This window comes from Lactobacillus johnsonii, from assembly GCF_014058685.1.
Taxonomy (GTDB): domain Bacteria; phylum Bacillota; class Bacilli; order Lactobacillales; family Lactobacillaceae; genus Lactobacillus.
Map to the genome: position 1 here is coordinate 382620 of NZ_CP059055.1, position 15405 is coordinate 398024.

The 15405-nt window shown below is 36.0% G+C and carries 4 protein-coding genes; 3 read left to right on the top strand and 1 reads right to left on the bottom strand.

Going from position 1 to position 15405, the window contains the following annotated elements; all coding sequences use genetic code 11:
• The first annotated feature begins 144 nt into the window (after window positions 1–144).
• Complete coding sequence (locus tag H0I41_RS01830) at window positions 145–1503, top strand: YSIRK-type signal peptide-containing protein (protein ID WP_135014275.1); 1359 nt, start codon at window positions 145–147, stop codon at window positions 1501–1503.
• A gap of 45 nt (window positions 1504–1548) precedes the next feature.
• Complete coding sequence (locus H0I41_RS01835; protein ID WP_182094572.1) at window positions 1549–11865, top strand: MBG domain-containing protein; 10317 nt, start codon at window positions 1549–1551, stop codon at window positions 11863–11865.
• A gap of 211 nt (window positions 11866–12076) precedes the next feature.
• Here H0I41_RS01835 and H0I41_RS01840 read toward each other — a convergent pair whose 3' ends face one another.
• Window positions 12077–13738 (bottom strand): APC family permease, encoded by a 1662-nt coding sequence (locus tag H0I41_RS01840; protein WP_135014273.1) that lies wholly within the window; start codon window positions 13736–13738, stop codon window positions 12077–12079.
• Between the two features lie 478 nt (window positions 13739–14216).
• On the opposite strand from H0I41_RS01840, the gene secY2 reads away from it, so the two are divergent.
• Complete coding sequence (gene secY2 / locus H0I41_RS01845) at window positions 14217–15404, top strand: accessory Sec system protein translocase subunit SecY2 (RefSeq protein WP_135014272.1); 1188 nt, start codon at window positions 14217–14219, stop codon at window positions 15402–15404.
• Window position 15405: the final 1 nt, after the last annotated feature.

Here is a 15405-nt window from a genome sequence, read left to right on the forward strand (position 1 = left end):
AAAGTATAAATTTAAGGAAGGAATATCAAAAAACCATATAGGTAAACTATTGAAAAATAACAATAATAAGACATCATTTGCGTTATTATATTGAAAATTAGGTATAATTGAAACGATGAGAGAGATTCAGAAAAAAGGATAGGGATGGGTATGTTTTTTAATAAGAAAGATAACGATAGTAAACAACGGTTCGGCATTAGAAAATTAACTATAGGAGCTTGTTCCGTATTATTGTCTACATTAATCTTAGGAATAGGAACTCAAGAGCAAAATTCAAAAGCTCAGGCTGCTACTACAGAAACTTCTAACACTGCCAGTTCGACAGACTTAGTAGATAATCATCAAAATAAAAATACTTACCTAAGTTCTAGTGAAGTAAATGAAACAGCTACTAAAGTTAATGAGAAAGAAACTTCTGCTGGTAATGAGCAACAAGACTCTCAATCTGCAGTAGCTCAAGACAAGCAAAGTGGGGAAAAGGTTGCAGATGTAGTTACTAATAATCGGTCTACAGTTGAAGATAAAAGTTCTAATAATGCAGAATCTTCGGAAATCACTGATAACACTAAGAATACGGTAAATTCTGATAGGGCAGAAGTTACAAATAAAGAAGCTAATACACAAACTGATTCTAAAAAAGTTACGCAAAAGACGTCAGGTCAGGCTGTTAATGATGTAAACAAAAATGTAGCTGAAACCACTACTGACACTAAGAATACAAAAGTTTCCAGCTATACTAGTAATTTAGACTTGGAAAATATTCAAGAAAGTCTTGAACAGCAAGCTAAGGAAAATAATGGAAAAGCATTAGATGCTAAATCAGTTACATCTTTACTTAGAAGTTCGGATGCAGCTAATTTCCAAGTTTTGGCAGCATTAACAGAAAATATCGCTGAGGCTGATAAAATTAAAGCCAACGCAGCAGTGACAATTCCAAGTACTGACGGACGTTATACTTTATATATTTCAAGAAATACGTGGGGAAATACTACAGATGGTAATCAACCAACTAAGGTTTTACTTTCAGGAAATGTTCTTAGTGGTGATACTGTAACTATTTCAATCCCAAGCTATGGTATTGTCGGTGTCAATTCGCCAACTATCGATGCTAACTATGGGAGTGCTTCTCTAAAGGATATGGGTAATGATAAGGTAGTTATCTATAACTTCACCACTTCTGGGGTTATTAATCCGATCGTTACGATTCCCGCTGACAATGGATATGGTGCTAAACCCACGCCAATGCAAATTACTCAGCCTACGGTTAAGGATATTACTTGGACAATTAATGGTGTAGAGCAAACATCAGCTAAATTTCATATTGATATTAACCCTGTATGGAATCCGAAATTTGCTTTAAGTAAACCTAATCCAGAGTCTACTGATCAAAATGCGTTAAAGAAGATGATTCCTAATTATGAATCAATCTATCAACTAGCAATTAATGAAACTAACGGGGTTGCTCCGGGCCAAGACTACAGCAACACGCCTTTTCCTTCTTAAAAAATTAATAGTGCCGTTAATTATGGCACTATAATTACAATCCCAATGCCTAAAGGTTATGTGTTAGATCAATCTGCCACAATGCAACTTAATAATTTTGGGGATAAAACTACCATTACCCAAGAAGGTAATAACGTTATTATTACTGTACCAAAAGGTTCTGGTACGCAGAACTGGAATAGCGGACCGGCATACCAACTTGTTGGGTCATATGATATTGCCATGCCAGCTATCGCTACCACCTATACGGCTGATGCCCCTATTACGATTGTGCAAAAGCTTAATGATGATGGTAGTCAAACAAAAATTTGGAATGGCCCAACAGTAAGTCAAGATTTTTATGGCGCAAATGATCGAATTCCACTGGGCCAAATGCCGCTTTATGCTAAAGCTGCTTATAATGGTAATCAGCTTTTAAATAATGGTCATAAACAAATTGTTGCTTACTTTGGTATTACTAATGAATCAATTGCTTCATACAACGATTATAGTAGTAAACTTACTTTTAATTTTGATGAGGGATTAGGTGTAACTGAACTAAAAACACCTACTATTCCTGGTACAAGTAACTATAAGTACACAATTACTTACGCAGATGGTACAACGAGTGAAGGGCAGGTAAGTGCTGGTAATACTATTACGGGAACTGGAGTAATTACTAACATTGTGGTTAGTCCTGATGACTTTGAAAGAGATCAAAGCACTGCTATTAACTTGCCACTTAATAATTTTGCAAATCAAACTACTCAGTCAGTGAACGCGTTTGAAGCATATGGTGCAGTCCCAGATACAGTTAAGCCGGGTACACAATTAGTCGCCAATATGACTTTTACTGGAACAATTCAACAAGGAAATGTAACTAGATATTTGACTAGTAAGGCACAATTTGGTCAGAATGTCGTTTCGCCAGCTGATTTAACTTCTAGTTCAGGCATATTTGGATATCAAACTAACACAGCAACAGGTCAATCTAATATAGGATATCTATCTGTCTACGCGGGTGGTGGACAAACCAACAATATTTATGAACCGATTTTTTACTATGTTTTGCCAGAATGGTTCTCAGTTTATGATTTTTCAACTGACTATACTAAGCTACCTAATTTTGTCCCTAACACTAATAATGGTGTTACTGGTGCGCCAAAGTTGTCAGTATTTACTGTTCCAACAGAAACCCCAGGACTATCTCGTCAAGTTGTAAAGATTGATTACTCTGGTACGGGCTATAACTTTCTTGCTGGTCAAGGTTCCAATAATCAAATTCACCTTAATAGCTTGCCTGATGGAACTAACGGCACCTATCAAGGGATGATTTATATTGTTAGTCCAACGACCAAATTAACGAACACTGCTTATAATTCTAATAATACAAGCAATTTTGCTCCTAGTGGTATTGCTTTTAATCCAGATTGGGTACAGGGGAACATTTCTAGTCTTTATTACATTGGAAGTGAAAACTATACAATTAATCAAGTCGGTGGTGCTAATACTGCTAGCGTTGCTCAAGGGAATCAAAATAATACCTTAGTTGATTCTGGAGTTTCCAATCTTTATGGTACTAACAAGATGGAATATGCTGTTCGTTTGATTAATGGATCAAGTTCTACTTTAACTAATGTTGTTGCTTTGGTGAACTTACCACAAGCTTCCGACACTAGCTTTACTTTTCAACTAAGTGGTCGTACTGTTTACGATGGTGATAGAACTAAGTACTCTTTCTTATATTCTACAGAATTAGGTGATCTTAAGAGTAATAATGACCCTGATGGTACTAAGCCAGATGAGACAGGATACGTTACAGCAGATCAAGTAACGGATTGGTCTAAGATTAAGTCAATTATCATTAAGGTATCATCCTTAAGTAATACTGAACGTTCAGATCGTTTGACTTTCACAGGAATAGATCCTAACTTGGTAAATGATGCTGGTAAGACGGGATATATTAGTACTGGATTTTATTCAGATACTACGAAGCCATTTATAAGCAGTGAGGCAATATATAATACAAGTACTGTTCCTAACAAAGTAAAGCCAGCTAATATTACCGTAACTGGTGAGGCTAAGATTAACTTCAAGCTTCGATATACTGATGAAAATGGTCAAGTTCAGACTGTTGATCTTCCTGAATTAAGTACTGGTTACAATTTAGCCCAAAACAATACAATGTTGACTGAACAGGAAGCTATCAATCTTGCAAATAGGAATGCAGCATCTTCTATCCCTGCTAACTACGAAATTAAGTCAGCGATTTTGCAATCTGGTGGTAAGACTTGGCAAACTAATGCACCAGAAGGTACTCCTGTCTTTGGTGGAAATGTTCAATACTTCTATAATAATGCAACTGTAATATTAGAGGCAGTGCCAATTCAACGTACGATTAAGTATCAGGTCATTGATGAAAACGATCCATCAAATCCGGTAACTATTCAATCATTAACTGATTTATTAAGTAATGGTCAAGCAATTACTGGGAATCAAGGAAGTAATGTTCCAACTGATGCAACAACTGCATATGATGCAGTTAAGAGTGCTTTAGAAGCTAAAGGCTATGTTATTAGTTCAAAGAGTAGTACTGTACCAACAACTTTTAGTCCAGATAATACTGCATTAACGATTTATGTAACTCATAAGCGTGTAAAGGTAAGTACACCAGATCAATGGCCAAGTAGTAGTACCGATACAGATAAAGTTGCACTTTCGAAAACACTTACTAGAACTATCAAAGTTGAAGGCTTACCAACACCAGTTGAAGGAACTACTCAAAGCGTAACGTTTAACAGAACAGCGATTGTTGATGAAGTCACAGGTAAAGTAATAGGTTATGTAGATCCAAGTGATAGTACTAAGACAATTACAGATGGTGATGCTGCATGGACGAGCACCAATAATCAATGGGATGCATTTGTTCCATCAAACGTTCCAGCGGGCTATTCAATTGAATCAATTACTGATGCAAACGGTAATTATTCTGATGTTACTAGCGCAGATGGTAAACTAAAAGGTGTAGCACAAACTACTGTTTCAGCTAACGAAAGTGATGTTACAGTAACTATCACTTATCAAGGTAATCAAGTAAGCAATACAATTACTTTTATTGATACTGATGATAACAATAAACAAGTTGGAGAAACTATTACCATTAGCGGTCGTGTTGGAGAAACCGATAGCAATCTTAATTTAACTGTTCCAGAAGGCTATGAACTGGCTAATGGAGCAAGCTTACCAACAAGTTATACCTTTGAAGCAACTAACACCCCAATTACTATTCCACTTGTTCATAAACATAAGATTGTTGGACCTAATGACACTTGGCCAAGTAGTAGTACTGAGACAGACAAAGTTCCACTTTCTGAAACGATTACTCGCACTATTACTGTGGCTGGACTTCCTACAAATGTTCCATCTGTTGAACAAAATGTTAACTTTACTAGAACTGCAATTGTTGATGAAGTCACAGGTAAAGTAATAGGTTATATAGATCCAAGTGATAGTACTAAGACAATTACAGATGGTGATGCTGTATGGACGAGCACCAATGCAACTTGGAGTAGCTGGGCTAGCTCAACTGTTCCAGAAGGCTACTATATTGAAAGTGCAAAAGTCGGTAATACTGACTATCCTGCAGTAACAACTAATGCAAATGGCATTATTACTGGTTTAAATAGTATTACAGTGACTCCAGAGATGAGTTCGATAACAGTTAATGTGGTCTACAACAAGGTCAATCTTGATTTAACGATTAATCATGATACTATTACTAATACCTACAATGGCAGTGAACAACCAGTTTCTACCGATATAATTAGTGAAATTACTCATACGGTTGTTTCATCAAATACTGATGTATCTGTTCAAAATATTGCTCAAGCTATTCAAGATGCTAACTTGACGTCAGATGATTATTCATACACAGATGACCAAGGTAATATTTTAGCTGGCGCACCAACTAACGCTGGTAATTACCGCATTATTTTGAACCAAAATGGTTTAGATAAATTAAAGCAAGTCGCTGGCGGTTTAACAATTAATTATGATCCAAGTAAGTCATACGTTAACTACACGATTGAAAAGGCACAAGCAAGTGCTGAGCTAGAAGGAAATAATTCTAAGCAGTATGATGGTCAAAGTGTAACTAATGTTGAAGTTACTAAAGATGGTAATATCAAGGTTACTGCGAATGTTCCAAGCACTACTCAAAGTGCATATCAACTTCAAGCGGGTGACTATGACTGGTATAGCGCAGATGGTTCAACTAGATTAAGTAGTGCACCAACTAATGTTGGAAATTACATGATTAAGTTAAACAGTACGGGAATTGCCAACATTAAAGCTCATTATGGCAATAGCGACAACATTAATTGGACTGATGATGCAATTACAGGTAGTGCAACTTATGAAATTACTAAAGCTGCAGCCACTATTTCATTAACTCCTGATGAGAACAAGCAAACAAGTAGTTGGACTGGAAATGAAATTTCTATAAATCCAGCTGATTTTGTACCAACTATTACCACTGATAATGGTGTGACGCTCACTGTTTCTGCTGGTACTTTAGCAGTTGGTGACTACACAGTTACTCCTTCACCAGTTGCACCAGGAACTTACCAAGTTTCATTGACTGACTCAGGTATTGAAAAGATTAAAAAGGCGATTTCAACTAGTGAAAACTATGTTTGGAATAATACTGGTAATGGAGTGTTAGAAATTGTTAATGCTAAAGCGAACTATCAAATGTCAGGCAGTGGTGAAACTACTTATACTGGTTCTGCGGTAGAATTACCAATGGATCAACTTAAGGATGCAATTTCTTCATCTAATACAGTTAATGGTCAAGATTTAGTTATTCCTGAGCTTGATGTTAATGACTTTACTTGGTCTAGCGGTACTGCCCCAACGAATGTAGGTAATTACACTATCAAGTTGAGTGAAACTGGTATTAATAAGATTGCTGCAGCAAATCCAAATTATGCCTTAACTTTAGGTACGAATGCCTTTACTTACAAGATTAATGCGGCTAAAGCAAGTGCAACTGTAAGTGGTGAGAATAGTCGAACATACAATGGTAAAGCTATTTCAATTAATGATATCTATAATGGTGGAACTATCTCTGTTAAAATTACTGGACTTGACGATCAAGAATTTACTTACACCTTGCAAACTGGTGATTACACTTGGAATGTATCTGATCCAACAAATGTGGGTACTTACACTTTAACTTTGAATAGTACTGGAATTGGTCACTTACAAGATCTCTTGAACGATAAGTACGGTAACGGCAATGTAACTATTGCTAACAGCCAAGTTACTGGAAGTGCAAAATATACTATTGAAAAGGCTAACGCCAATGTAACTTTATCAGGTAATCAAGATGAAACTTATACTGCTGAAGAATTCACCAATAGCAACATTAAGGTTAGTGACTACAAGGTGACTTTGAGTAACGGATTAGAATACAAGCTAGTTGATGGAGACTTAGAATTTATTCCAAATCAAAATCCAACAAATGTCGGTACTTATACTGTTCAATTGTCTGATCAAGGTAAGAAGAATATTGCTGCCGTTCAAGGTAAAAACTATGAATATAGCTTTAATGATACTGGAGTAGGTAGTTTCAATATTACTAAAGCCACACCAAGTGCATCATTTACTGGTCAAGGCGAAAAGACTTACGATGGTACACCAATTAGTGGGTATGTACCAAAGGTGACGATTATAGCTCCTGGCAAAAATGATGTAACTTTAGTTGCTGGTACTGATTATGTTTGGACTAATGATGGTCAGACCTTTACTACTACTCCAAGTGATGCAGGAAATTATACTGTTTCATTAACTTCAGACGGAATTGGTAAGATCAAAGCAGTAAACGCTGCAAATCTTGATTGGTCAAATGTAATAATTAGTGAAAATGCAAGGTACACTATCACTAAGGCTCAAGCTACAGTTAACTTTGCTCAACCAGCTAGTCAAACAGTTGAATATGGGAAGAATGATTTTGATGTAAATAACTTCAAACCAAGTATTTCCACAAATAATCATGTAACTGTTAATGTCCCAGAGGGGGTGAGCCTTTCTGCACAAGCTGGCGACTTTGAGTTTACTAATGCCAATGGAAATACAACAACTACCGTTCCAACTGGGCTAGGAACTTACACTGTTACTTTAAGTGAAGCTGGCTTTAAGAAACTTCAATCACAGACTAATAATTATGACTGGGTAAATAATGCAAAAGGTACTTACATAGTAACTAAGGCAACTGATGTATCTGTAACCTTAATCGGTAATCAAGAAGTAATTTATACCGGTAATACATTTGCAAATAGTGATATTAATGTTAACGACTATCAAGTAACTCTTGAAAATGGTCAAACTTACAAGTTAGTTGCTGGCGATTTGGAATTTGGTCCGAGTCAAGATCCAACTAATGCAGGAGCTTACAAGGTACAATTGTCTGCACAAGGTAAGGAAAATATTGCTAAGGTGGATTCAACTCATTATAGTTACAACTTTGATAATGCTAGTACTGGTAATTTTGAAATTCAAAAAGCTACTCCAAGCGTTGAATTTAAGGCCAATGCTGAAAAGATATTTGATGGCACATCAATAGCTCTTGGGGACTACAAGACTCAGCCAAGTGTCACCGTAACTGCACCAGGTAATCCAACTATTACTCTGGAAGCAGGCGATTATGTTTGGATAAAAGATGGTGTTACTTATACAACTGCGCCAAGCAATGTTGGTAGCTACACTATCCAATTATCTGAATCAGGTAAGAATAAGATCTTGCAAAATAGTAATAATACAGAAAATCTTGATTGGGCTAATGCAAAGATTAGTGGTCAAGGTTCATATATAATTACTGAGGCTAATGCTACAGCAAATCTTTCGGGTAATTCATCTAAAACATATGATGGTAATCCAGTAACTACAACTGAGGTTAATAGTAAAGATGGTACAGTTGAAGTAACTATTACCATTCCAAACAGTAGTGAAACTGTAACTTATAAGTTACAAGACGGCGACTACACTTGGAATACGCTAAATGGGGATGCTCCAACTGATGCAGGTGACTATACATTTAAGCTAAGCCCAGAGGCTCTTACTAACTTGCAAAGTGCAATTGATGGTAAATGGGGTAAAGCTAACGTTAAGATAACAGATAGCGATCTTAACGGAGAAGCTACTTTCACAATTAATAAGGCTGATATCACTATTTCAGGAAACAGTAGTCAAACAGGGACGTACACCGGAGATCCACAAGTAGTAGATCCAAGTAATTTCCCAATTACGTTAACCCCAGAAGGTGATGGTCCAGTTCCAACAATTCCAGCTGGTACTTTAACAAGTAGTGATTTTATAGTTAAAGATAAAGATGGAAAAACTGTAGATCCAACTGATGTTGGTGATTACACAGTTTACTTAACCCCAGAAGGTGTTGAGAAACTTAAGAAGCTCAATCCAAACTACAACTGGCCAACAACTGAAGAAGAAGTTGGTAAGTTAGTAATTAAAGCTGCTCAAGCAAGTGCAATAGTAAGCGGTGAAAATAGTCGTGTCTACAATGGAGAAGCTATTAGTACCGCTGATCTTTACCAAGGTGGAGACATTAATGTTACGATCGTTGGAATTAATGATGATAAGATTACTTATACCCTAAAAGATGGAGATTACGATTGGAATGTATCTGATCCAACTAATGTTGGTACTTATATTTTGACTTTGAATAGTACTGGAATAAGTCACTTGCAAGAAGTTCTTACTGCAAAATATGGTGCTGGAAACGTAACTCTTGCAAATACTGCAGTAAGTGGCAGTGCTAAGTTCACAATTACTCCAGCTTCAATTGCTATTTCAGGAAACGGTAGTCAAACAGGAACATACACAGGAAATCCACAAGTAGTAGATCCAGGAAACTTCCCAATTACGTTAACCCCAGAAGGTGATGGTCCAGTTCCAACAATTCCAGCTGGTACTTTAACAAGTAATGACTTTGTAGTTAAGGATAAAGATGGAAAAACTGTAGATCCAACCGATGTTGGAGACTACACAGTTTACTTAACTCCAGCTGCTATCCAGAAACTTGAAAAGCTCAATCCAAACTACAACTGGCCAACCACAGAGCAAAATGTTGGTACTTTAACTATTATTCCAGCTGTTATGGATATAACTTTATCAGGTAATGGTTCTAAAGTTTCTGATGGGCAACCAGCAAAAGTTGAGCTTTCAACATTGGCAGATAACTTAACTGGTAACAATCTTAATAAAGATGGTTTAACACTAGCTGACTTTAGCTGGAATACTCCAGATGGCAACGCTCCAAGTGAAGTGGGTAACTACACGATTACTTTAAACGAAAACGGGTTGAAGAAACTTCAAGCTGATAATTTAAACTACAATGTTAATGTAAGTGGTGAATTTAAGTACACTATTACTGCTGCTCATCAAAAAATTGAGTATGTTGATGGTAATGGCAATGTCATTAAGACTATCGAAAATATTGGTACAGCTTCATCTAACTATGGTGATAAAGTTGACTTTAATGTAAAGCAAAATGTGCCAAAAGATTACAAGTTGGTAGATTCTAATGTCTCAACCCAAATCACTATTGAAAATGGTGTAACTAAATTTTTAGTCGAACCTAATATTGTAACAACAACTGATACTAAGACGGTAACGAGAACAATTATTGTCGAAAACCCAGATGGAAGTGAGAACAAAGTTGTACAAACTGTAACCTTCACTCGTCCTAAGTACACTGATCCAGTAAATGGTGAGGTAACTTACGGAGAATGGGATAAGAGTTCAGGTAACTGGAATAAGTACAGTGCACCAGAGATTCCAGGCTACACTTCAAATGAAGTACCAGAAGAATCAGTAACTCCAGCTACTGCAGACAAGACAGTAACTGTGAAGTACAGTAAGAATCCAGCAATTGAAACAACTGATACTAAGACGGTAACGAGAATAATTATTGTCGAAAACCCAGATGGAAGTGAGAACAAAGTTGTACAAACTGTAACCTTCACTCGTCCTAAGTACACTGATCCAGTAAATGGTGAGGTAACTTACGGAGAATGGGATAAGAGTTCAGGTAACTGGAATAAGTACAGTGCACCAGAGATTCCAGGTTACACTTCAAATGAAGTACCAGGAGAAGTAGTGACTCCAGATACTGCAGATAAGACAGTAACCGTGAAGTACACAAAGAACCCAGCAATTGAAACTACTGATACTAAGACAGTAACCAGAACAATCATTGTCGAAGCTCCAGATGGCAGTGAAAATAAAGTGGTTCAAACAGTAACGTTCACCCGTCCAAAGTACACTGATCCAGTAAACGGTGAAGTGACATACGGAGAATGGGATAAGTCCTCAGGTAATTGGGATAAGTATAATGCTTCAGAAATTCCAGGTTACACTTCAAATGAAGTACCAGAAGAAGTAGTAACTCCAGGTACTGCAGACAGGACAGTAACCGTGAAGTACACGAAGAATCCGTTGGTTGAAACTACTGATACTAAGACAGTGACAAGAACAATCATTGTTGAAAATCCAGATGGCAGCGAAAACAAAGTAGTTCAAACAGTAACGTTTACCCGTCCAAAGTACACTGATCCAGTAAACGGTGAAGTGACATACGGAGAATGGGATAAGTCCTCAGGTAATTGGGATAAGTATAATGCTTCAGAAATTCCAGGTTACACTTCAAATGAAGTACCAGAAGAAGTAGTAACTCCAGGTACTGCAGACAGGACAGTAACCGTGAAGTACACGAAGAATCCGTTGGTTGAAACTACTGATACTAAGACAGTGACAAGAACAATCATTGTTGAAAATCCAGATGGCAGCGAAAACAAAGTAGTTCAAACAGTAACGTTCACCCGTCCAAAGTACACTGATCCAGTAAATGGCGAAGTGACATACGGAGAATGGGATAAGTCCTCAGGTAATTGGGATAAGTATAATGCTTCAGAAATTTCAGGTTACACTTCAAATGAAGTACCAGAAGAAGTAGTGACTCCAGATACTGAGGATCAAACTATAAGAATTGGTTACAGTAAACAACAAGAACCAGAAACTCCTACTATTCCATCTCAACCTGCAGATAAGAAGGATTCTGGTAAAGTATCGGCAGTGAAGCAACAAGTTTCGACTACTAAGATAAGCAAAACAAATATTGTGAATACTGTGCAAAAGAAGGTAGGGAAGCAAGCATTAAGAAATAGAGCTCAAGTTAATAAGAAGAATGATCATACATTACCTCAAACAGGTGCGTACAAAGATATGTTTGCAATTATCTCTGGAGCACTTGCAGTAGGAATTGGATTACTAGGATTAAGTCTCGATCGAAAAAAGAAAAAATAGAATTAAGGTACAAGAAATATCTCTAAAAGAGAAGAAATTAAAACTTCTGTAGATCTTAAAAGGAATTAAGCAGCTAAAAAAGAGCTGTTTGATTCCTTTTTTCGTCTCATTATTTAAAGTTAAGCAGATTTTTTAAACAAAAAAATCCTGTTGATGAAATATAAGAAATATTCATCAACAGGATAGAAATATATTTTAAGTCTACTATAAATTAGCTTTGATTCTCTTCAACTGACTCATTCCGTTCGTCTGCATCAACTACTGATTTAGCTACTTGTTGATCAGGTTTATATGGGCGCTTAATCGGCATCCCCATTGGATTCTGTCCTTTAGACATCAATACAGTAGGAATATTTGATGTAACTTTTTCAGGCTTTGGTAATCCTTCAATTTCCCAAGTAAAGGGAGCAAATTCGTTTTTTGGATTTACCCAATTTGGATGCTTTTTAGAAAGAAGATAAAGTCCTAAACAGGTAAGTAATACAACCGCAACTAAAACTGCAATAACAATTATATAAGTTACTGGAGATCCGACTTCTGCTTTAACTTGTGCTGGTGGATAAAAGGCAAGAACAATACCGAAAATTGATGAAATGAGGCCAACACCGGCAATAATCCAAGCTCCTACTTTACCACCAGGTACTTTAAATGAACGAGGACGGTTAGGTTGTTGGTAACGTAAACGTAAGAATGCGACAAACATTAGAATGTAGTAGAAAAGATATAGAACAGTGACACACTGTGTTAGTAAAATTACAAATCCTTCTACGTTTGGAATTAATTTAAATAGATATGCAATAATAGTCATTCCAGCCATTTGGACATAAACTAGTCGAGCAGGCATTCCATGCTTGTTTTTCTTTTGTAACCATTTTGGTAAAAAGCCACTACCACCAGCTTGGGCAAGCATAACTGATGGAGCTGCTAGTTCAGTCACAGTAGAAGCAACTAAATTGAAAAGTCCGACCCACATTAGAACTAGATACAACCAAGGAAAGGCAAAGGTTTCACCAAGAACTTTAAATACCGTAACTAATGAATATAAAACATTAATTTGTTTTTCTGGAACGATCATTGCGATGATTACAGTACCTACTACGAAGATTAAGAATACTAAGATCAAAGTAATAAAAATTGAAGATACAAAATCTTTTTCAGGGTGCCGTAATCGTTTAATGAAGGCGGCATTTTCATCAATTCCAGTATAAGAGAAGAATACACCAGCTGCGAGGGCTAAAGTACTCATTCCATTCCATTTTGGAATTAATTGTTTTGGTGCCATTGAAATAGCGGGGGTATGTCCCTGGCACAACCAAACGATTGTTAGGATAATCATTACTGCTAATGGGATAAGTGTTCCAATTAAGACACCATATTTTGTAATAGTGGTAAAAGTTTTAACACCTTTATTAGCAATGATAGCCATAATCCAATATAAAATAATCCATCCAGTCATGATTAAAACAACATGAGTAGGATTTTGAGCGAAGGCAACTGCCTTGTTATACATTGGCGTGTAGAACAAAATAGTTGCAGCTGAACTCGGCATTCCCATCCCAAAGTTAATCATTACCTGAAACCATAAAATCAACAGACAAGTTAATGCCCATCCTTTTCCTAAACCTTCACCGACCCAGCGGAAAATACCGCCACGGTTGCTCCAGCCAGAGGCTAGCTCTGCAGCTACTAAGGCGGTAGGAATGAAGAAGCAAATAGCACCGATGGCAAAATAGGTAACTGACGATAAACCATAAAAGGCTTCTTGAACATCATTACCTAAACCAGCGATAATTGCCACGTTCATTAGAGTTAGGGTCCATATGGAGATAAAGGCTTGCTTTTTGGCAGATCCTGCTTTATGAGAATTCTCCATTTTTCTCTCTCCTTTAAATATATACAATAAACAAAATCAATATGTTATTTATTAATCTGCTCATGTGTATACTAGTCTCATGTTTCACAAACTACAAATAAAAAGGATTAAATATAAGAGCTGAAAAGCTTTATAATAAGCTGTTGTTTATTTATAGCCAGCTTTTATTTATTATATTGTGAATTAAGTTACTAATTATAGTTATTTGGTTATAGTAATATAATCGTAAAAAGAATGGCTATCTACTTAGGGAAGAAGAATAAAATTATAAATTAGTAAAATTTAATCAATTCTTAAAAATAACAAATTATATTATTTTATTTTTTTATATATTTCCACTTAAGTGCTTTTGATTATAATGTAGTATATAGGGTATAGACTTGAAAAATATAACACTAAATATAAAAGGATATGTGTAGAAGAAATATATCTTTGAAAGAGTAGTATCGCTCAATTCACTTATCGAGGAGAAGTTCATTTGGAAAAGAAAAATCTTTTAAATGTAATAAAGAAAGTAAGCTTTAGTCTATTCATAGTAATAATTTATGTAATGGGATTATACATTCCTCTTCCTTTTGCAGAAGTGACTAAACAGTATATGGAAGCTGTAAAAAATACTCCTATTTCAATTTTAGGGGCATTTAGTGGAGCTAATTTTACACAGATATCTATTTTTTCAATCGGTCTGAATCCATTAATGTTTTCGATGTTAATTATTCAGCTGCTAAGTTTTACTCATTCCTTTGGTTTTGATGCCTTGTCACCGAAACAAGTGCAGTACTTGATGCAATTTTTAACTATGATTATCACTATCATTCAAGCAGCACTATTAGTCTTTGCTTTTACAAATCGACGGAATGGTTTAGAAGATTTTGAAATGATCTTGATATTGAGTGCTGGGTCTTGTTTAGTAGTTTGGCTTTGTTACCGCAATATGAAATATGGGGTCGGAGCAAGTGCACCAGTTATTTTAACAAGCATTCTTAATGGCGCTATTCCCAATATAATTAGTAATGTAAAACTTCTTTTAACCATGAAATATGCATGGGTTTGGTTAGCAGCTTTAGCTATTTTTATTTTGTTACTAATAAAATTTTGGCTCGCGTTTACTAAAGCCTACTATCCTTTAAAAGTAGTTAATCCTAGTCTCCCTGCCTCTAGTAATTTGATGACAGTGCCGTTAGGATTAAACATGGCTGCCATGATGATGTATATGGTAGGAATGGCTATTTTGACCCTTCCTTTAATGGTGGGAAGATACTTTAGTTCTTCATCTTTGATCAATAATTGGGTATTTCAAGCTTCTTTTTCTGCAGTAATGGGAATATTGATTTTTTATTTCTTCACTTTTGTAAATTTCGATCCTAAAGAACAAGCCAAGAGTTTTCGAAATAATCACTACTATATTCCAAATATTGCTCCTGGACGTCCTACACAACGATATTTAAACCGTCTAATATGGATTATTGCCTTTCCGGGAGCCGTTTTAAATGCATTTCAACTTGTTTTTGGTTTATATGGGGGTAATTTTTTAGGTAATTATGCTGGCTTTGCTATTATTCCAATGAATGTTGTTATGATTACAATGTTTATGGGAGGAATTAAAGATCAAATTGATACTATTTTGTTCCCATATCGTTATGATCGTTTATTAAAGGATAACTAAT

What these genes read in the sequence shown, in the direction of transcription:
- H0I41_RS01830 (WP_135014275.1), top strand. Translation starts at nt 145, where the DNA reads ATGGGTATGTTTTTTAATAAGAAAGATAACGATAGTAAACAACGGTTC.
- H0I41_RS01835 (WP_182094572.1), top strand. Translation starts at nt 1,549, where the DNA reads ATGCCTAAAGGTTATGTGTTAGATCAATCTGCCACAATGCAACTTAAT.
- H0I41_RS01840 (WP_135014273.1), bottom strand. Translation starts at nt 13,738, where the DNA reads ATGGAGAATTCTCATAAAGCAGGATCTGCCAAAAAGCAAGCCTTTATC.